This is a genomic window from Lactiplantibacillus paraplantarum (assembly GCF_003641145.1).
Lineage (GTDB): Bacteria > Bacillota > Bacilli > Lactobacillales > Lactobacillaceae > Lactiplantibacillus > Lactiplantibacillus paraplantarum.
Genome location: NZ_CP032744.1, coordinates 384,414 through 404,181 on the forward strand (window position 1 = coordinate 384,414; position 19,768 = coordinate 404,181).

19 protein-coding genes and 1 pseudogene are annotated in these 19,768 nt (G+C 44.2%); 19 read left to right on the forward strand and 1 reads right to left on the reverse strand.

Annotation, left to right across the window (positions count from 1 at the left end):
• The 14 genes and pseudogenes from LP667_RS01820 to LP667_RS01885 all read left to right on the forward strand — a co-directional run bounded on the left by LP667_RS01820 (position 1) and on the right by LP667_RS01885 (position 15,622).
• On the forward strand, positions 1-189 hold the full coding sequence (locus LP667_RS01820; RefSeq protein WP_003641999.1) for a hypothetical protein: 189 nt from the start codon (positions 1-3) through the stop codon (positions 187-189).
• Positions 179-601 carry a DUF3284 domain-containing protein gene (locus tag LP667_RS01825; RefSeq protein WP_003642000.1) on the forward strand — a complete coding sequence of 141 codons (423 nt, stop codon included), beginning with the start codon at positions 179-181 and terminating at the stop codon, positions 599-601. Before LP667_RS01820 ends, LP667_RS01825 begins: the two co-directional genes overlap by 11 nt.
• 222 nt (positions 602-823) lie before the next feature.
• Positions 824-2,175 (forward strand): annotated as a pseudogene (locus LP667_RS01830) (PTS sugar transporter subunit IIC).
• A gap of 17 nt (positions 2,176-2,192) precedes the next feature.
• On the forward strand, positions 2,193-3,629 hold the full coding sequence (locus LP667_RS01835) for a 6-phospho-beta-glucosidase (RefSeq protein WP_021731904.1): 1,437 nt from the start codon (positions 2,193-2,195) through the stop codon (positions 3,627-3,629).
• Positions 3,630-3,749: 120 nt separating this feature from the next.
• Entirely contained in the window at positions 3,750-4,646 is an 897-nt protein-coding gene (locus LP667_RS01840; RefSeq protein WP_021731903.1) for an ROK family protein, read from the forward strand.
• A gap of 151 nt (positions 4,647-4,797) precedes the next feature.
• Positions 4,798-5,544: a MurR/RpiR family transcriptional regulator gene (locus LP667_RS01845; RefSeq protein ID WP_021731902.1), complete on the forward strand. Its 747-nt coding sequence runs from the start codon at positions 4,798-4,800 to the stop codon at positions 5,542-5,544.
• A 112-nt stretch (positions 5,545-5,656) separates the two neighbouring features.
• Positions 5,657-6,670, forward strand: coding sequence for a tRNA dihydrouridine synthase (locus LP667_RS01850; protein WP_021731901.1), 1,014 nt, complete (start codon positions 5,657-5,659; stop codon positions 6,668-6,670).
• 416 nt (positions 6,671-7,086) lie between these two features.
• Positions 7,087-8,004 carry a Ppx/GppA family phosphatase gene (locus LP667_RS01855; RefSeq protein WP_011101010.1) on the forward strand — a complete coding sequence of 306 codons (918 nt, stop codon included), beginning with the start codon at positions 7,087-7,089 and terminating at the stop codon, positions 8,002-8,004.
• A 27-nt stretch (positions 8,005-8,031) separates the two neighbouring features.
• Positions 8,032-9,306, forward strand: coding sequence for a hydroxymethylglutaryl-CoA reductase, degradative (locus LP667_RS01860; protein ID WP_021731900.1), 1,275 nt, complete (start codon positions 8,032-8,034; stop codon positions 9,304-9,306).
• A complete protein-coding gene (locus tag LP667_RS01865) occupies positions 9,299-10,258 on the forward strand; it encodes a hypothetical protein (RefSeq protein ID WP_021731899.1) in 960 nt (319 codons plus the stop codon). The genes LP667_RS01860 and LP667_RS01865 overlap by 8 nt, the downstream gene beginning before the upstream one ends.
• Positions 10,259-10,279: 21 nt before the next feature.
• Complete coding sequence (locus LP667_RS01870) at positions 10,280-10,984, forward strand: NAD-dependent protein deacylase (protein ID WP_021731898.1); 705 nt, start codon at positions 10,280-10,282, stop codon at positions 10,982-10,984.
• Positions 10,984-11,826 (forward strand): DUF72 domain-containing protein, encoded by an 843-nt coding sequence (locus tag LP667_RS01875; RefSeq protein WP_021731897.1) that lies wholly within the window; start codon positions 10,984-10,986, stop codon positions 11,824-11,826. Before LP667_RS01870 ends, LP667_RS01875 begins: the two co-directional genes overlap by 1 nt.
• Positions 11,827-12,153: 327 nt before the next feature.
• Positions 12,154-14,205: a methionine--tRNA ligase gene (gene metG / locus LP667_RS01880; protein WP_021731896.1), complete on the forward strand. Its 2,052-nt coding sequence runs from the start codon at positions 12,154-12,156 to the stop codon at positions 14,203-14,205.
• Between the two features lie 235 nt (positions 14,206-14,440).
• Positions 14,441-15,622, forward strand: coding sequence for a multidrug effflux MFS transporter (locus tag LP667_RS01885; protein WP_056988340.1), 1,182 nt, complete (start codon positions 14,441-14,443; stop codon positions 15,620-15,622).
• 68 nt (positions 15,623-15,690) lie between these two features.
• On the opposite strand, the gene LP667_RS01890 is transcribed toward LP667_RS01885, so the two are convergent.
• Positions 15,691-16,104 carry a MerR family transcriptional regulator gene (locus LP667_RS01890; RefSeq protein ID WP_021731894.1) on the reverse strand — a complete coding sequence of 138 codons (414 nt, stop codon included), beginning with the start codon at positions 16,102-16,104 and terminating at the stop codon, positions 15,691-15,693.
• 88 nt (positions 16,105-16,192) lie between these two features.
• Here LP667_RS01890 and LP667_RS01895 point away from each other — a divergent pair, with 88 nt between their 5' ends.
• The 5 genes from LP667_RS01895 to LP667_RS01915 all read left to right on the forward strand — a co-directional run bounded on the left by LP667_RS01895 (position 16,193) and on the right by LP667_RS01915 (position 19,645).
• Positions 16,193-16,933 (forward strand): SDR family oxidoreductase, encoded by a 741-nt coding sequence (locus tag LP667_RS01895; RefSeq protein ID WP_021731893.1) that lies wholly within the window; start codon positions 16,193-16,195, stop codon positions 16,931-16,933.
• Between the two features lie 142 nt (positions 16,934-17,075).
• Positions 17,076-17,852 carry a TatD family hydrolase gene (locus LP667_RS01900; protein WP_021731892.1) on the forward strand — a complete coding sequence of 259 codons (777 nt, stop codon included), beginning with the start codon at positions 17,076-17,078 and terminating at the stop codon, positions 17,850-17,852.
• Positions 17,839-18,402, forward strand: a complete 564-nt coding sequence (gene rnmV, locus LP667_RS01905; protein WP_033609514.1) for a ribonuclease M5 — start codon at positions 17,839-17,841, stop codon at positions 18,400-18,402. Before LP667_RS01900 ends, rnmV begins: the two co-directional genes overlap by 14 nt.
• Complete coding sequence (rsmA, locus tag LP667_RS01910) at positions 18,399-19,289, forward strand: 16S rRNA (adenine(1518)-N(6)/adenine(1519)-N(6))-dimethyltransferase RsmA (RefSeq protein ID WP_033609513.1); 891 nt, start codon at positions 18,399-18,401, stop codon at positions 19,287-19,289. Before rnmV ends, rsmA begins: the two co-directional genes overlap by 4 nt.
• A 104-nt stretch (positions 19,290-19,393) precedes the next feature.
• The gene (locus LP667_RS01915; RefSeq protein WP_003642020.1) at positions 19,394-19,645 is read left to right on the forward strand and encodes a Veg family protein; all 252 of its coding nucleotides are present in this window, start codon (positions 19,394-19,396) and stop codon (positions 19,643-19,645) included.
• Positions 19,646-19,768: the final 123 nt, after the last annotated feature.

A 19,768-nucleotide genomic window follows, 5' to 3' on the forward strand; every position in this document is an offset into this window, starting at 1 on the left:
ATGAAAAGCTTAAAGCAGTGTTTACTCATTGGGATGAACCTTGGATTATTAGCCGTTATCTTAAGTCCCCTGGCCGGAACGACCGGTCAATGGGTGACGCTCGGATTAGGTTTAGCGGTCAGCGCAGCACTTTTCGTCGTTTATCGGCGAGTGGGTCAGATAGAAAGGAGCCACCAGAATGCAGATTAAATTAACTTTGAACGCCCCTGTGGATTATTTATACCAACAGTTGATCGATTCCGCGCGGGCTGATATTCAGCAGCAAACGGGTCGGCCGGCGCCACGGCAGAGCTTACAAGGCTATGAGTATGCCAAACAGTGGTCCAACGGTCTGACCGGTAATTTGAAGATTACCCACGCGCAACCCGGTGTTCGATATGCGTATGAATTAGAAACGCCCCGCGATCATTACGGCGTCGATTATCAATTCGCACCGGACACTGATGGTCACCAAACTGTCTTAGAATATGCCGAAACCTTTTTAGGCAAGGATAAGAAGACGAATGCCAATAATAAGCTCGGCGTGCTATTCTTAGGATGGTTCCGTAAACGCCGCTTTAAGAAGATGATGAATCAGATGGCTGCTAGTTATAATCAATAAGCAGGCTGGATTCAAAAATTGATTTCGTTAGAAGAGTGCTGTAAATCCGTAAGTGGATTTACAGTACTTTTTTGAACAGATATGGTACACAGCGTTTCAGATGTGGTCGTGATACCATCACGATGGAACAAGTGAGCAACTGCATTGTAAGCGCTTTTAAAACGCATGTAGTTCACTTATACTAGCTTTTGTAAGTTAAATCAAAGGGAGGAACAACTTATGATGAACGGTTTTAACGTGTTTATGGAAAAACACATTGTACCATTTGCAGTCAAGTTGAATGAACAGCGACATGTCGCGGCAATCCGTGATGCTTTTATGTACACATTCCCAATTACAATGGCTGCATCGTTAGTTATTTTAATTAATAACTTAGTCTTTTCCAAAACGGGGTTTATTGCTCAAATTCTATTTTTACCTAAATTTTTTCCACACTTGGAAAATGCTCAAAAGTTATTAACCTCAGTTACTAACGGAACGATGAATATCTTATCGATTTTCATCGCGTATCTGGTGGCACGGAACTTAGCTAAGTATTTTAAAGCCGATGACATGTTAGTGGGGATGACGGGGATTGCCTGCTTCATGATTTTATACTCGCCATCAATCGTTAAGGATGGTGTGACCTACTTACCAACGACTTACCTAGGTGCACAAGGGCTGTTTGTTGCGATGATCGTGGGTGGCTTAGTTGGCGAATTTTTACCACGCCTAACGCGTATTAAAAGCAAATTAAGATGCCTGAGATGGTTCCGCCGGCAGTTGCACGGTCGTTCAATGGCTTAATTCCTATCGTTATTATGATTATGTTGTTTTCTATGTTGAACTATGGGTTATCACTAATTTCACCACAAGGAATCAATGATATTATTTATAAATCAATTCAAACACCATTAACCCACATTGGGGTCAACTTATTTGGCGTTATCATTATTGCTATTGTTCAAAATCTCTTGTGGCTTGTCGGTATTCATGGTCCAAACACGTTGAACGCGTTACGATCAATTATTTTTACTGAAGCTGATTTGAAAAACCAAACGTTTATTAACGCTCATGGTACAGCTTGGGGTGTGCCCAACCGTGCAACCTGGAGTGTATTGAATGATGTCTTCGCCAATATGGGTGGTAGTGGAATGACCCTTGGCTTGATTATTGCTATCTTCCTTGTTTCACGGCGTAAAGATTATCGTGAAATTGCTAAATTAGCATTAGTGCCTGGTCTCTTCAATATTAACGAACCGCTAATGTTTGGATTACCAATTGTTTTGAACCCAATCATGGCGATTCCATTCGTTCTAACACCAGTGATCAATATCTTAGTTGGTTACACAGTGACGGTTATTTTTAACTGGATACCGACGCCAGCCTTTGGATTGACATGGACGACACCGGGACCACTGATGCCGTTCTTAGGGACTGGTGGCAATTGGCTTGGCCTGATTATTGGTTTTGTTTGTTTGGGAATTTCCGTCTTGACATACATGCCATTTGTACTCGCTGCTAATAAGATGATGGCTGCAGACAGGCAATCTAAACAAGATACGGATACGACGACAGAAACGGTTAAAGCATAGTTTAAAAGGAGTTTAACATGACGATTAAAGGACGAGCGTTTCCAGAAGGATTTTTATGGGGTGGCGCAGTGGCCGCACATCAGCTCGAAGGTGGTTATAACGAGGGTGGCAAGGGTCTCAGTACGGCAGATATTATGACGTTAGGGACGAATGAGCGCCCCCGCGAAATTACGGACGGAGTAGTTGCTGGCAAGTATTATCCTAATCATCAGGCAATTGATTTTTATCATCGTTATCCTGAAGATATTAAATTATTTGCTGAAATGGGGTTTAAGTGCTTTCGAACATCGATTGCCTGGACGCGGATCTTCCCCAATGGTGATGAAAGCGAACCGAATGAAGCCGGATTACAATTTTATGATGATTTATTTGATGAATGCCTTAAAAATGGGATTCAACCAGTAGTAACGCTAGCACATTTTGAAATGCCATATCACTTAGTTAAGCAATACGGTGGGTGGCGTAATCGCAAGCTGATCCAATTTTATTTGAATTTTGCAAAAGTATGTTTTGAACGTTATCGAGATAAAGTAACGTACTGGATGACTTTTAATGAAATCAACAATCAAACTAATTTTGAATCAGACGGTGCCATGTTAACAGATTCTGGAATCATTCATCAACCAGGAGAAAACCGTGAACGCTGGATGTATCAGGCGGCTCACTATGAACTGGTGGCAAGTGCCGCGGCGGTACAGTTAGGCCATCAGATTAATCCAGATTTTCAAATTGGCTGTATGATTGCGATGTGCCCAATCTATCCACTTACATCAGCACCAACAGACGTCTTATTTGCGCAACGAGCGATGCAAACCCGGTTTTATTTTGCCGATGTTCATTGCAATGGCACTTACCCCCAATGGTTGCTTAACCGTTTTAAGTCAGAGCATTTTAACTTGGATATTACGGCAGAAGATTTGAAAATCTTGCAAGCTGGAACGGTAGATTATATTGGATTTAGTTATTACATGTCGTTTACTGTGAAGGACACAGGAAAGCTAGCCTATAATGAAGAACATGATTTAGTTAAAAATCCATATGTTAAGGCTAGTGATTGGGGCTGGCAAGTTGATCCCGTTGGGTTACGCTATGCTATGAATTGGTTCACGGATCGTTACCATTTGCCACTGTTCATCGTGGAAAACGGTTTAGGCGCAATTGATAAGAAGACGGCAGATAACCAGATACATGACGATTATCGGATTGATTATTTAACGGATCATTTACGACAAATTAAGCTGGCAGTTCTGGAAGATGGGGTTGATTTAATTGGGTATACGCCATGGGGGTGCATTGATTTAGTCGCGGCTAGTACTGGTCAAATGTCCAAACGCTATGGGTTTATCTATGTTGATGAGAACGATGATGGTTCAGGTAGTCTAAAACGTTATAAAAAGGATTCATTTACTTGGTTTCAACATGTGATTGCGACAAATGGTGCTGAAATTGAGTAGTGCGATTTGGGTATGACGATGGTCATTAATTATTGACTAGTGCTTAATTAATGATGTTTGAAATAGTTGTCAATGGCCAGCTTTGATAGCTGGCCATTGGGCGTTTAGGAGGACTGTTAAATGACAATGTATATTGGAATTGATATTGGTGGTACTTCAATCAAGTGCGGCCTAGTTGATGCTCATGGACATATTAGTCGTAAAGTAACACGACCGACTGCCACAGTAAAGGTAGACATTATGGCTGATTTAGTTGCGATGATTCAAGAACTACAAGCAGATGGACCAGTTGCTGGCATTGGAGTTAGCATGCCGGGAGTTGTTCAAAGTGACGGCTTCTTGACGACGGCAGGTGCGGTCACGGTGTTTGAAAGAATTAACTTACAAGCTGAGTTACATGCACAGACGCAGTTACCGGTCATTATTGAAAACGATGCTAACGCGGCGGCTATTGCTGAGCAATGGCTTGGAGTAGCTCAGAATGTGCCTAATTATTTAAGCTTGGTTCTTGGAACCGGGGTCGGTGGGGCACTGGTTATCAATAATCAGATTTATCGGGGGGCACACGCGCGTTCAGGCGAATTTGGTTGGATGGTTGTTGACGATGATGAGATTGATACTGAAATGGGAACCCTTAATTTCCGGGGTGCAACAGTTATTGGCCTCATACGACGTTATAATCAGTTTAGTGCGAAGCCGGTTACTGACGCGCGCGAGATTTTTGACCGGGCGGATGCGGGAGAAGTACTGGCACAACATATCTTTCATAGCTACTATTACAGTTTGGCTAAGGGTATCATTAATTTAATGGTTGCGTTTGATCCTGAATTAGTCGTAATTGGTGGTGGCATTAGTGCGAACACGACTTTTATGACTGATTTGAATGCAACGATTGCAGACTTACAGGCTAATCATAATAGTATTAATCATTTGACTTTGGCATCAGTAGTACCAGCTAAATTGCGGAATGATGCTGGGATGATTGGGGCAGTGTATCAGTTGATTAAGCGTGGTTAAGAATCAGGCGTGCTTGACTAGGTTATTAAACTAGTCAAGCACGTATTTTAATTTAAAAAATGGAGAGCTTGAATGCTAGATGTTTTTTAGAAGCGGTTACGTATTTATGGTAATCTAGTGAATAGATTATTGGATAGGGTGGTGGCTAACCGTGGCATTCTTTGGCTATAAGGATATCGATAAGTTGTCAGGAGTGGATTTAGCAATTTATCGATTTATTGTGGAGCATGATGAGCAAATCCCGTATATGCGAGTTCGTGAGTTAGCACGGGGTGCGCATGTTTCTAATTCGTCAGTTATGCGCTTTATTCGTAAAATTGGGTATGACAGTTTTCCAGAATTTAAAGTATCACTACGCAGTGAAACTCCCATTCAAAAGCCGGATGATCCGGGGATTCAATTTGTTCAGCCGAGTGCCTTTCCTGCAGATATTACTAAGATTATTCGGCTGGCAGCCCAGTTGATGGTTAATGCGGATAATATTGTGTTTGTTGGTATCGGAGCATCGGCGGCATTGGGCGAGTATGCTTCACGACAAACGTCATCATTAGGCTTTAATAGTTATGTCGTCAAAGATCCCTTCTATCCGCTATTACCACAATTACGCAATACTAGTAATAACGTTTTGGTGGCAGTATCAGTCTCTGGTCAGACGACTGAGCTGGTTGAAATGCTTAATGATTTTGTGAACAATCCTGAAGTCAATATTATTAGTATTACGAGTAATCTTGAAAGTACGATTGCCCGAATGAGTCGATATGCTTTAACGTATCGGGCGACTGAGGAGCGTATTCATCAATATTATGACTTAACTAGCCAAGTGCCATGCCTCTACATTATTGAGGCGCTGCTACGGGAACTCCGCCATCAAGAAGTCGTCCAGCACCGGTTTGAGTAAGACTTGCTGTTAATCAGCCAGCAAACGCCATTCCTGCAAAGCAGACGGATCAATGCTAGAATTAAAAGCATTCAATTCGAAAGTTAAACTAGTGATAAGGGAGTATGAGAACGTGACAGCAACACCATTCTGGTCGCAAATTGCGGCCCAAGCCAAGGCTGACGGGCGCCCATTCTTTACGATGGCCCCGATGGAAGCCGTTAGTAATACTGTTTTTCGGCAAGTCATTAGCCATGCCGCTGCACCGGACACGTTTTTTAGTGAATTCGTCTACGCTAAGAGTATTACGAACCCGAATACGAAGTTTCCGGTTCATGGCCGGTTGTACGTAGCAGCGGCTGAATCGCAAAAACCGGTCGTTCAACTGTGGGGCAACGAAGCGGCTGACTTTGCTTCGGCTACAGCTGAACTTCGCGATCGGGGCTTTGAAGCAGTTGATATCAATATGGGCTGCCCGGATGGGACGGTCATCAAAAATCATGGTGGTAGTGACTTGATTCGTAACCCGCAGTGGGCCGAAGACGTGATTGCGGCTGCGAAGGCGTCGGGACTGGCTGTTAGTGCGAAGACACGCCTAGGTTATAGTAAAGTTGCTGAATATCATGACTGGATTGCAACGTTGTTATCACAACACGTGGCAGTCTTGACCGTGCACTTGCGGACCAAACAGGAAATGAGCAAGGTGCCCGCCCACTTTGAAGTTATCGATGACTTGATTAAAATGCGGGATGCGATCGCCCCAGAAACGTTACTCCAGATTAATGGTGACGTGGCTGATTATCAGGCCGGGGTGGCGTTAGCCAAAGCCCATCCTGGATTGGATGGTATCATGATTGGTCGGGGGGTGTTCGCGAATCCGTTTGCGTTTGAAGCCCAGCCCCAATCGCATGATTTGCATGAACTATTAGGTTTACTAAACATGCAGCTCGACTTGTTCGATGACTTTGCCACCCGTTATGACGTGCCACGTTTTCCGTCCTTAAAACGGTTCTTTAAAATCTATGCGCGTCCCGAACTAGGCGCCACTGACCTGCGTAACACGATGATGGATGCCAAGTCAACGGATGATGTACGCAAAATTTTAGCGGCTTATCAAGCCCAGATGCGGCTGACCAGTCACAGCTAGGGCCAGCGACAGACAAGTTGATAATACGTTAATAAACTTCCATATTATTAGATAGAAACATCCCGACAGCGGTAATGAGCGTTAATATCGGGATGTTTTTGTGTCTAAAGGGTTATGGCAGTTGTATTCAAATCACTGGAGGCTTTGATCTTTTGCCTGTCGCTAAGCCAATTTGAATGATTGTAACGTTGTTATGTTACAATCAAGGAAACCATGTTACAAGCATTCGTTACTGCCAACTAGCTAGTCTAATGAACCCAAAATGAGCGGTCCTAGTCAAAACACTAGCGTCGCTCATTTTGGCTTTTTTGATATTTTTTGGTATGCAATCCGGCCCTAGAAGTCACAGTGTTACACCATAAATGTTAGAATAAACCTAACTAAATATTTTAAAAACGAAAAGTGAGCGTGGTGTTATGAGAAACTTAGCGATTGTGGATTTAGGGTCCAATTCGGCGCGGATGGCGGTTAGTCGGTTGCATGCTAACGGCACTGCTCAAGAGATCAAGCGCGTTAAGGAAGATACGCGTTTGTCGGAAGGCATGGGAACGGCACACGTACTCCAGCCAGCCGCAATTGAGCGAACAATCAAGGCGTTGCTCAATTTTCGCCGACTGTATGAAAAAATGCCCAATACGGATGTTATTGGCATCACCACAGCCGCAGTTCGGATGGCACAAAATCAGACTGAATTTCTCAATCAAGTCAAGCAAGAAGTGGGTCTCGATTTACGAGTCTTATCTGGTGACGATGAGGCCTATTACGATTATCTTGGGGTTGCCAATTCATTGGTCATCCATGATTGCCTAATCTTAGACACGGGTGGCGCAAGTTGTGAACTGATCTTGGTCAAAAATGGGCGTAAACAGCAACTAATCAGCATCCCATTTGGCGCGGTGACATTATCGGAACAATTCGGTCTCGACGACTTAGTGCCGTCTGCGAGTCTATTTCGGGCGCAGATGTTCCTACGTAACCGACTGGCAGATATCTGGTGGCTATCAGAAGCAGTGCACTTTCCAATCATTCTATTGGGTGGTGCCAACCGAACCTTAGCCCGCATTAATCGGCGCCGGCAACAAAAGTTAAAAGTTGAGGATATTCACGGGTATCGTCTGAAGACAGAGACGGTGTTTCACACGTTTTTGGACTTACTGTCACGGTCGAAAAAAGGCCGCCAGGAAATCTCAGGAATGGAATATGATCGTGCGGACATTATTGTTGGTGGAATGTTACCGCTAGTGACGTTATTACAAATGTTGGATAGTGATCGCGTTATCTTTTCTGAAAGTGGCGTCCGAGAAGGGATTATTTCCGAACACCTCAATCAGTAAGTCGACTAAGAGAATAGGAATGAGAATATGACAGCTGATTTTCGACATTTTTATCAAAAAAATTGGGCAGAACGTACCGCCATTGTGACGCAGCAGGCGCATTTAACGCCCGCTGAACAGGCGTTATTCAAACAATATTATTTACCACAACATCATGAAATTATTGAAAACTACTTAACAGATTATCCGTTACCGATGGGGTTGGCTGTTAACTTTGTCGTGGATGGTGTCAATCGGATCGTTCCGATGGTCACGGAGGAGCCGTCCGTGATTGCGGCCGCCAGTAATGGTGCCAAAATTGTTAAGCGCGCGGGTGGTTTTACAACGGTACTTAATCAGCGTGAGATGATTGGGCAAATTGTGTTAGAACATTTGAGCGATCCGGCTGCAACAGCTCAAATTATTGAACAGCATACTGAAACATTATTAAAAGTAGCCGATGCGGCTCATCCGAGTTTGAAAAGACGAGGCGGCGGGGCCCGGCGCTTACGGACACGCATCCTTGGACAAGGCTATTTATCAATTGATCTGTTTGTCGATGTGCAAGCTGCTATGGGTGCTAATATGCTCAATAGTATGTTGGAGGCCGTAGCTAAGTCGATCGGTGTGATGACGAAGCAGAATGCTTTAATGAGTATCTTATCGAATTACGCGACGGCTAGTTTAGTGAAAGCCATCTGTGATATTCCAGTTGGGTTACTTCAAGCTGGGCGTTATTCGGGTGAACTTGTTGCCCAAAAGATTGCTGCGGCTAGTACCGTCGCCCAGCTGGATCCATACCGGGCGACAACCCATAACAAGGGTATCATGAACGGGATTGACGCTGTGGCGATTGCGAGTGGTAACGATTGGCGAGCTTTGGAAAGTGGTGCCCACGCCTATGCTGCCAAGGATGGTCAGTATCGTGGGATGAGCACTTGGACCACCAATGGTCAGACATTGCATGGTGAGCTGGAAGTACCAATGCCGGTGGGAATCGTAGGGGGCTCCATTAAGATTAATGAACTCGCCCAATTAAATCAGCGGTTACTGGGAATTCAAACGGCGGGCGATTTGGAACGAATTATCGTGGCAGTAGGGTTGGCACAGAACTTAGCAGCATTACGCGCCTTAGTGACGACCGGTATTCAGCAAGGTCATATGCATTTGCAGCTGAAATCACTCGCTATGGCGGCTGGGGCTACGCCAGCTGAGCTCCCCACCGTGTTGCAACGGTTAGAACTAGCGCCACAACAAGATCTCGCAACGACGCAACAATTAATTGCCGACTTACGACAAATAAAGGAAGAGACCGATGACTGAAATTAAATTAAATCAAACTGTAACTGATCTATTAAGTACTGCTAACTCGTTGTATCCAGGCAATATTAGTGTTCACTTTGGGGAGGCTAAGGCTGGCTATGTCCGTCATGATCAGGCACAACAAGCTTTGAATGATGGTGACTTAACCGTGCAAGTTAGTGATATTACGGCGCCAAATTACACCGCGTCACACGAATTGCTGCATCTATTGTTGTTACTTCAAGGGTTCCCGCAGATTACGTTTAACTTGACGACGCGTGATCAGCAATTAGATCAACAATTAATGGCGATTGCGATGGAACTTTATGACATGGTTAGCCACGTCCTGGTTGTGCGGAAGCAACGTGAACATGACTTGATTGATAACCAAATTGAAGATTTATACATGCAAGGTGTAGCGGCGACGATTGAACCGGAGCAGGCTGATAAGGCCGATGCCATGATGACGTTGCGACTATTGACATTGACGGATTTACTCGTTTTCTTTAATGGCAAGGTACCAAGTGACCGTGAAGCACAAGTTGTGACGAACTACCCGCAAGCTTGGCCAGCTGCTAAACAGTTATACGCAGTTATTAGTCATAAGCCCGTTGATACACCATTCGCTATGCGGCGAACGGTCGTCAAATTATTCAAGGCCTTTGATGATCAAATGACAGCTTGGTACTTGCCCGTTTTGCATGGGACGGAATTTGTCACGGTGCAGAGTGTTCTCAGTGAACGGCAAGAACGACTAGAAGTTCGGCAGTTATTCGACGTGTACCATTCAGATTTATTAGATAAAAATAAACATACCCGGGCGTACATTGGGCTGTACAAGAGTGATCGTCAGAATGCGTTCGTTTTACCTGCGCCAGCACAGAAGAAAAGTGATGCGTTCTTCAAAGAAGTGTACGATAAGACGGTCAAGGAGTTATTCCAAGCGATGAACCTGCCCTATACGTTACGGTAAACCTATTGGGGGGATATCGTGATGAGTGACATTACGAAAGCACAAACAATTTTACAACAAGCACACCACATTGTTTTCATGACGGGAGCGGGGGTATCGACACCGTCGGGAATTCCAGATTATCGGTCAAAAAACGGCCTGTATACTGAACACCATAATGCGGAATATTATTTGAGTCACGCGTTTCTGGCTGAACATCCGTTGGAATTTTATCAATATTTAAAAGCTAATTTATATTATCCGGATGCGCGGCCAAATGTTATTCACCAGAAGATGGCAGCATTGACCCAGCAGGGACGCGCCAGCGTGATTACCCAAAATATTGATAACTTATATAATGCCGCTCAGACGGAGCAACTGGTTGAATTTCATGGTAATCTGTATCAAATATATTGTACAAAGTGTGGCCAACACGTTGATTGGCATGACTACTTGCAATCACCCTATCATCAAACAGATCATGGTTATTTACGGCCAAACGTTGTGTTGTATGATGAGGGGTTGGCTAGCGCTAATATTGAACGGGCGGTCCAGTATTTACAACAAGCTGATCTAGTTGTTATCTGTGGAACGTCATTTCGGGTTTATCCGTTTGCAGGTTTAATTGATTATCGTAATCCGAAAGCTGACGTCCTAGCAATCAATGAAGAGTCCCTGCAATTACCATTTGCATTTACGATGGTGCAACAAAATGCCGTTGACTTCTTTAAGGAGGTACAAGTCTGATGATGACAATTGGCTTAACAACTTGGACGGAACATCCGAGCTTACTCGGCGGAACCGACAAGTTAACTTTAACCGAATATTCAGGCGTACTGCCAGTTGTTGAAGTCGACACGCCGTTCTATGGCATTCCAAAGGTAACGACGGTAGCCAAGTGGCAAAAAGCAGTCCCAGATAAATTTCAATTTATTTTAAAGGCCAACCAGGTGATGACCCTCCATGATACTTATGATGAGGGGGTTTCAATGGAGGCGCTGAAGACGGCGTATCGAGAATATCGAGCGACGTTGAAGCCGTTAACGCGGCATAAGCAATTAAAGGCGGTGCTGTTCCAATTTCCACCATTTTTCGAACGCTCGACGCGCAACTTCCATTATTTACAACGGATGGTCGAATGGCTGCCTGGCGTTCCGATTGCCGTTGAATTTCGTAATCAAAGTTGGTATGAAGTAGGCGTTAAGGATGCCGTCTTTAGTTTCTTGAAGGATCTAGGGGTCATTCATGTGATTGTCGATGAACCGCACGCCTTGAATGATGGCGTCACTTTTGAACCAGTCGTGACCAATCCTAAGTTGGCTCTCCTGCGGCTACACGGGCGTAACCAGCAAGGCTGGTCAGCCAAGGGCGCTAACTGGCGCAGTCAACGAACCTTATATCGGTATAATGACCAAGAGTTGATGACATTCAAGCAGACGGTGGAGCAGTTGCAACAGCAAGCGGACGAGGTCTGCGTCATCTTCAATAACAATTCCGGTGGTGACGCAGCCGATAACGCGATGGCGCTCAAAGAGTTGCTAGGCGTCTCGTTCGGTGATTTAGGGCCACATCAATTGGACTTGTTTTAGTGGTGCTAGATAGTGGCTATCAGAAATCTGATAATTGAGAAATAGCGATAGCGAAAATGCTATCGCTATTTTGTTGAATGCTGATGGTCGCGTAAAGCTTGAAGCTTTATTTAATCGAGATTACAGCCATACGTGCAACTCTTTTGTTAGTGTTTCTTAATAAACACAGGAAATATGATACAATATAAGAGATTCTACACATTGGCCCAGCAACATGTTCTTTTAGACCAAGACGTGTTGTTTGGACGCGTGTGATTTGTTCATGGATTTTAATCAAAGACATGCTTAACGAGTTAATCATAAACTAGTTTGAAGGGAATTTACGTCATGGCAGAAACAAAACCAACTTATTATATTACGACGCCAATCTACTATCCTTCGGGGAAGTTGCACATCGGTAATTCATACACGACCATTGCGTGCGATACTTTAGCACGTTACAAACGTGCCATGGGTTACGATGTTTACTTCTTAACCGGGACAGATGAACACGGCCTCAAAATTGAAGAAAAAGCAGAAAAATTAAATACGGATCCGAAGTCATACGTTGATGGAATGGCAAAGCAAATCAAGGATTTATGGCAATTGCTAGAAATCTCTAATGATAAGTTTATTCGGACCACCGATGATTATCATGAACGTGCGGTTCAAGAAATTTTCGATCGGTTACTTAAAAATGGTGATATCTACTTAGGTGAGTACGAAGGCTGGTACTCCGTTGATGATGAAGAATATTTCACTGAGACGCAGCTAGCTGAAGTTTTCCGTGATGATAACGGCAAAGTTATTGGTGGTAAGGCGCCTAGTGGTCATGAAGTCGAACTTGTTAAAGAACAGTCCTACTTCTTTAAGATGAGTAAGTACGCAGACTGGTTGTTAGATTATTATCAAAGTCATCCTGACTTTATTGAACCAGCTAACCGGATGACCGAAATGATCAATAACTTCATCAAACCAGGTTTGGAAGACTTGGCTGTTTCGCGGACGAGCTTTACTTGGGGCGTCCCCGTCAAGAGTGATCCTAAGCACGTCGTTTACGTGTGGATCGATGCCCTGACGAACTATATTACGGCCTTAGGTTACGCAACGGGCGATTCTGAAGACTTATTCAACAAGTTCTGGCCTGCCGATGTTCAAATGGTTGGTAAAGAAATCGTGCGCTTCCATACGATTTACTGGCCAATTATTTTGCATGCACTCGGGTTACCATTACCTAAGAAGGTCTTTGGTCATGGTTGGTTATTGATGAAGGACGGCAAGATGTCCAAGTCTAAGGGTAACGTGATTTATCCTGAAACATTGGTTGAACGTTACGGCTTGGATGCGCTTCGTTATTATTTAGTTAAGGCCATGCCTTATGGTAACGATGGTTTATTCACGCCAGAAGACTTCGTGGCGCGGGTTAACTATGACTTGGCTAATGACTTGGGGAACTTGTTGAACCGGACGATTGCCATGATTAACAAGTATGAAGACGGTAAAGTGCCAGCATTCAAAGCCGGTGTGACTGAATTTGATGCTGACTTAGAAGCTACAGCTGCCACGACTATTAAGAACTTCAACGCTTGCATGGACAGCCTGCATTTATCAGATGCGCTGGCTGAAGTGTGGAAGTTGGTCAGTCGGACGAACAAGTATATTGATGAAACGGCACCTTGGCAATTAGCTAAGAGTGACGAGGCGAATGATGCTGACAAGTTAGCCAGTGTGATGGCCCATTTAGCAGCTAGTTTGCGGGTGATTGCTAGTTTGATCAGTCCAGTCATGACGCACGCACCTAAGGAAATCTTTACCCAATTAGGGTTGGACCCAGCAACTTTAGCAATTGCCGACTTACAACTGGCTGATTTGCCGGCTGGTGCACAAGTCGTTGCTAAGGGAACCCCAATTTTCCCACGGGTCGATATGGATGCCGAAGTTGAATTCTTGAAGGGTAAGATGACGAAATCCGACAAGCAGAAGGGGCGTAAAGCCATGGAAAATGCAAAACATGAAGCTGAAGTCGAACAAGGCTGGAACCCAGCTGAGACTAATTTGAACCTCACTAAACCAGCGATTACGATTGATGATTTTGACAAGGTCGAATTGAAAGTTGCTGAAGTCATTACGGTGCAGAAATTAAAAGGGGCTGACAAACTCCTACAATTCCGTTTAGATGCGGGTGATGCCGATCATCGCCAAATCCTTTCAGGTATTGCCAAGTGGTATCCAGAACCAGAAGAACTGATTGGTAAGAAGGTTGTCATCGTTGGTAACTTGAAACCACGGAAGCTTCGTGGTGAGATGAGCCAAGGCATGTTACTGTCAGCAGAACATGATGGTCAGGTGCAATTAATTACGGTACCAGATAATATGGTCAACGGATCATTGATTTCGTAAAAACTAAATGGTGAATATTAAAAATCGGGCACACTGTATGGTGGGCTCGACTTTTTATTTGTAATTCAATTGTTGTTTTTAGTTGTTTTTGACAAACGCACTAATCTCCCGTACAGTAGTACGAACAAGAAATGAGGTGAGAACATATGAAGTATGAACAGATTCTCGTATGCGTCTCCGTAGATGGAAAAGGACGTTTTTCCGCAAATTAATTAAATTTAGGAGTCTTAATTAAATGAAAAACGTCCAAAAACAAGTACCATCATTACTACTATTAATCACATTAGTGGGCTTTCCACAAATCAGTGAGTCAATCTTTACACCAATCTTACCAGCACTCAGTCAGGCAATGCATGTTAGCGCCAGCCATAGCCAGTTAACCATGAGCAGTTACTTCGTGGCTTTTGCAGTCGGGGTGCTCTTCTGGGGGCAATATGCCGACTATCGTGGGCGCCGCGGTGCGATGTTAGGTGGATTAATCTTTTATCTACTCGGTAACTTCGGGCTGTATCTGAGTCCAAACTTTACTTGGTTATTAGTTTGCCGCTTGATTCAAGCTTTTGGTGCGAGTGCTGGTTCGGTTGTGACGCAGACCATCATGCGTGAAAGCTTTACGGGTGTTACTGGTACAAAAATCTTTGCTAAGGTGAGTGCAGCTATGGCGTTATCACCCGCCCTCGGCCCACTCATTGGGGGTAGCGTCCAGACCGTCTTCGGTTATCGACATGTCTTCTCTGTCTTGATCATGATGGCGGTCGCCATTCTGATGTACGCGGGGTATTGCTTACCAGAGACCCGGCCGGAAACGGTCAAGGTGGCTTCGTGGCGACAACAAAGCGTTGTCGTTTCACGGTTATTGCACGATCCCGTGGTCTGGTGTTACGGCCTATTGATTAGTGGTATTAATGGCATTTTGTTTAGTTATTACGCTGAAGCGCCGTTTATATTTGAAACGCACTTCGGTTTTAGTGCCGTGCAATACGGTAGTCTCGGTTTAGTCTTAGCTGCGGCCAGTCTGCTGGGCGCATTGCTAGTGAATTGGCTGGTCAGCTATTGGTCACCGATGCAGGTCGCTTTAAGTGGCTTAGGATTAAGCTTAGTGGCAACGACTGGCTTGGTGATGGCCGCTGTTGGCAATCACGTCATTGGGATGTTGGTTGGGATTTTTCTGACCTTCTTAGGTCTAAATATCACCTTACCGAACGCGTTAAATCGTGCTTTGATTGGCTATGAAACGGTGATGGGGAGTGCCAGTGGCTGGTTTAGCCTAGGTTATTATCTGCTAGTGAGTGTGCTAACTTACTTAATGAGTTGGCTCCACCACGGTAGTATCGTGACATTGCCCGTATACATGTTAGGCGTGATCGTCGTGATGACGGTGGTGTACGCGGGGCTGTATTGGCGTGTACGTCATTAATTTTGCTTGAAGACCTGGGGGAACCCGGGTTTTTTTGATATGACGAATGTAAGAAGGGATTAATAGTCTTAGAATGACTGATTAGTTTCAGCGGTTTCTTTGACGTATTGCTCAGTACCATCAGCAATTGCTTGGCTATAGTAATGACATTTCCAATCGATTTCATTTAAGACCTGTTCTAACTCTTCAATTCGAAGTTTTACGGTAGCTTTGCGTTCAGTGAATAAGGAAAGTCGATCTTCCAACGTTGAATCGCCTTGTTGGATCAGGTTAAAATATTGTTGGATTTCCCTGATGGGCATACCAGTTTTTTTTAGACATTCAATTGTGTGTATGCTAGTTAAACTAGTGTTAGTAAAAATACGGGTACCATTAGTATCTCGCTTTAGACCTGCAATTAAATTTTCTTGATCATAATAACGGATCGTTGATTTTGATAAATGGAACTTTTTCGCGACATCGCTAATATTGTATGTTTTCACAATAATTCTCCTTCGTATACTCAAGTCTTGCGTTAAAGTTAACTTTAACCTGTATACTGTGCTTAATCAAGTATGGAGGTAATTGAAGATGGGTTTAGAAGGCAAAGTTGTTATTATTACAGGTGCATCAAGTGGTATGGGAGCGGCTACTGCACGCTTGTTGGCCCAACATGGTGCTAAGTTAACAATAGTGGCAAGACGAGTACAACGATTAAATGAGATGAAAGCAGAGTTTCCAAATGCTGAAATATTGCCAATTCAAGCAGATGTTACTAAATTAGAACAGATGGAAATAGTGGTTAATGAGACATTACGAGTCTATAAACATATCGACGTCTTGTGGAATAATGCTGGAATTATGCCTATTAATGAATTGAGAAATGGCGCTACAACAGAGTGGCGTAATTTAATTGATGTTAATATCCACGGTGTTTTGAACGGTGTTGATACGGTATTGCCAACTATGATCCGGCAAGGAGCTGGCCATATTATTACGACTGATTCAGTGGCTGGTTTTGTAACACGACCGAAATATGCAGTGTATGCGGGATCTAAAGCAGCAGTTAAGTCAATTATGGAAGGACTACGTCAGGAAGAAGGTCAACATGGGATTAAGACTACCGTTATTTACCCAGGACAAGTTGCAACTGAATTGGCTAATTCAATTCATGATGAGACATTACGCCATCAAGTTGCGACGAGTATTAAAAGTTCTTCGATGACTGTTCTAAGTCCTGAGGAAATTGCACAAACGATTGCTTTTATTATCGATACACCGGCTAATATGTCGATTAATGAGTTAGTTATTCGTCCGACAGCAGAAATGTAAAATCAATTATAGAGATAGGTAAGTAACCATTTTGATGTTAACATCCTTGGTAGACAATGAAAATTGGTGGAGTAGCTCGTCACATACTTGCGTCCCATGGTAAAATCAACTAAGATAACAAAAGTCGAAAAGGGGTTATTACATGCGGATTTTTGATTCTCATACCCATTTAAATAGTGAAGAATTCATCCAGGAAGTGCCACGTTACTTACAACAAGCAGCGGATCTGGATGTTACGCGGATGGCAATCGTTGGTTCGAATACACAACTGAACGCCGATGCGATTAAACTGGCGGAAACGTATCCTCAGTTAGTCGCGATTGTTGGTTGGCACCCGGAAGATGCCAAAAATTATGATCAGGCGGCTGAAAAGTTGTTGATTGAACAGCTCCAACACCCAAAGGTCGTAGCGTTGGGTGAGATTGGACTGGACTACCATTGGGATACGTCGCCACAAGACGTTCAACGGCAAGTCTTTGCCCGCCAAGTCGCCATTGCTAAGGAGATGCAATTGCCAATTTCCGTGCACAATCGTGATGCTTTCGAAGATACCTATAAGATCTTGAAAGCAGCTGATATTCGTGACACGGGTGGCGTCATGCATAGTTTTAATGGTGACCCTGAGTGGCTCAAACGGTTCTTGGACTTAGGTATGCATATTTCCTATAGTGGTGTCGCATCATTTAAGAATGCGCGTGAAGTCCATGAATCCGTCAAGCAAACGCCGCTAACACAAATGCTGGTTGAAACGGATGCCCCCTATCTAACGCCGGAACCATACCGGGGCAAGCAGAACGAACCCGGTTACACGCGGTACGTTGTTGAAGCGATTGCCAAGTTACGTGAAACGACGCCGGAAATCATAGCGGCCCAAACTTATCAAAATGCAGAGGAATTTTTTAAGATTGAAAAAGATTAAAGAAGTAATTGTGGTTGAAGGAAAAGATGACACGAAGCGGCTCGCCCTAGCCGTTGAAGCAGATACACTTGAAACGAATGGTTCGGCGATTTCTGAAGCCACCTTGGCCCAGATCAAAACATTGCAGGCTAGTCGCGGCGTGATCGTGTTCACCGACCCAGACTTTTCCGGTGAACGGATTCGGAAGACGATTTCAGCGGCCGTTCCGGGTGTCCAGCATGCCTTTTTGCCCCGTAAAGCGGGTGTCCCAACTAAAGCGGGTGGCAGTCTGGGCGTCGAACATGCAAGTCCGACAGCGATTCGAGCCGCACTCGCCCATCTATATACGGAGCAAGTCGACGAGCCCCAACAACTGATCAGTCACCATGATTTGATTGTGGCGGGCCTATTAGCCGGTCCCACGGCACGCCAACGACGCGAACAATTGGGTGAACGTTTAGGTATTGGATATGTTAACGGTAAACAGTTACCCAAGCGCTTGCAACTATTTCAAATTCAGCCGGCTGATTTTTGGGCGGCTGTTGACCAACTAACCACAGAGGAGAAATGATGAGTAGAGATTTAGATATTGCGAATCCCGCCCGCACACGGGCAATTATGCATACGTACGGGTTACAAGTTAAGAAGAGTTTAGGACAGAACTTCTTAACTGATCAGAACGTGTTACACAATATTGTGGCGACCGCTGATATTGGTGCCAATGATAACGTGATTGAAATCGGTCCTGGGATTGGCGCGTTGACTGAATACTTGGCGCGGGCTGCGCATCACGTTTTGGCTTTTGAAATTGATGACCGGTTACTACCGATTTTGGATGAAACGTTGGCTGACTATGACAACGTGACGGTCGTCAACCAAGATATTTTAAAGGCCGACTTAGCTGCAATGATTAGTGAACATTTAGATAACGAGCGGCCGTTGAAGCTCGTGGCCAATTTACCGTACTATATTACAACACCAATCTTGATGAATATTCTGGCCGGTGACGTTGCGTTTGAAAATATTGTTGTGATGATGCAAAAAGAAGTTGCCGACCGTTTAGCAGCTGAACCGGGTACAAAGGCGTACGGCGCGTTAACGATTGCTGTGCAGTACCGGATGGCTGCTGAGATGGCAATGGTCGTGCCACGGACGGTTTTCGTGCCGTCGCCGAATGTCGATTCTGCCATCGTGAAGTTGACCGCCTTGCCACCACGGACCCACGTGCCGTTTGACGAAGCAGCTTTTTTCAAGGTCGTTAAAGCGGGCTTTGCGCACCGCCGGAAAAATCTGTGGAATAATTTACAAAGCTTATTTGGCAAGCAACCTGAAACTAAGACTGCAATTCAACAAGCTTTAGATGATGCTGAAATTGATCCTAAAATTCGGGCTGAACGTTTGACAGTTGATGAGTTTATTACACTGACGGATGCGTTACATCAAGCCAACTTACTTTAGGTCAACCTTGTCTATAAAATGGTTGCACATTAGAAAACCTTGTGATATAATATTGACTTTTTTGTGAAAAGCTAGTATAGTGTCTTTCATGAGGAGGATTCTCAATGCCAATTTCACTAGCTGCAATTAAAGATAAACTTGACTCACGGATCGGCCAGCGTATGAAGGTCGTTGCCCAGGCTGGCCGTAAGAAAACGACTGAACGCCATGGTATCTTGAAAGAAACTTACCGTTCGGTGTTCGTTGTGGATTTAGATCAACAAGAAAACGCATTTGAACGGGTCTCCTACAGTTATACTGATGTTCTGACAAAGAACGTTCAAATCGCTTTTGATGATGAAACAACTGAAGCTTAATTCGCGTCTCGTGAATTCTCAATATTAAGACCCCAGCAAGGTCTTTTTATTTTGCCTTGATATTAGTATAATTGTATCAAAGTAAGTCAGCGACCCCGGGTAATCGCGGTCATGGAAGAGGGT

Bases quoted from the DNA above. Each gene is read 5' to 3' on its own strand.
- LP667_RS01840 (WP_021731903.1), top strand. From the start codon at position 3,750: ATGACAATGTATATTGGAATTGATATTGGTGGTACTTCAATCAAGTGC.
- LP667_RS01825 (WP_003642000.1), top strand. From the start codon at position 179: ATGCAGATTAAATTAACTTTGAACGCCCCTGTGGATTATTTATACCAA.
- LP667_RS01835 (WP_021731904.1), top strand. From the start codon at position 2,193: ATGACGATTAAAGGACGAGCGTTTCCAGAAGGATTTTTATGGGGTGGC.
- LP667_RS01820 (WP_003641999.1), top strand. From the start codon at position 1: ATGAAAAGCTTAAAGCAGTGTTTACTCATTGGGATGAACCTTGGATTA.
- LP667_RS01895 (WP_021731893.1), top strand. From the start codon at position 16,193: ATGGGTTTAGAAGGCAAAGTTGTTATTATTACAGGTGCATCAAGTGGT.
- LP667_RS01915 (WP_003642020.1), top strand. From the start codon at position 19,394: ATGCCAATTTCACTAGCTGCAATTAAAGATAAACTTGACTCACGGATC.
- LP667_RS01885 (WP_056988340.1), top strand. From the start codon at position 14,441: ATGAAAAACGTCCAAAAACAAGTACCATCATTACTACTATTAATCACA.
- LP667_RS01855 (WP_011101010.1), top strand. From the start codon at position 7,087: ATGAGAAACTTAGCGATTGTGGATTTAGGGTCCAATTCGGCGCGGATG.
- rsmA (WP_033609513.1), top strand. From the start codon at position 18,399: ATGATGAGTAGAGATTTAGATATTGCGAATCCCGCCCGCACACGGGCA.
- LP667_RS01860 (WP_021731900.1), top strand. From the start codon at position 8,032: ATGACAGCTGATTTTCGACATTTTTATCAAAAAAATTGGGCAGAACGT.
- LP667_RS01900 (WP_021731892.1), top strand. From the start codon at position 17,076: ATGCGGATTTTTGATTCTCATACCCATTTAAATAGTGAAGAATTCATC.
- LP667_RS01870 (WP_021731898.1), top strand. From the start codon at position 10,280: ATGAGTGACATTACGAAAGCACAAACAATTTTACAACAAGCACACCAC.
- LP667_RS01875 (WP_021731897.1), top strand. From the start codon at position 10,984: ATGATGACAATTGGCTTAACAACTTGGACGGAACATCCGAGCTTACTC.
- LP667_RS01865 (WP_021731899.1), top strand. From the start codon at position 9,299: ATGACTGAAATTAAATTAAATCAAACTGTAACTGATCTATTAAGTACT.
- metG (WP_021731896.1), top strand. From the start codon at position 12,154: ATGGCAGAAACAAAACCAACTTATTATATTACGACGCCAATCTACTAT.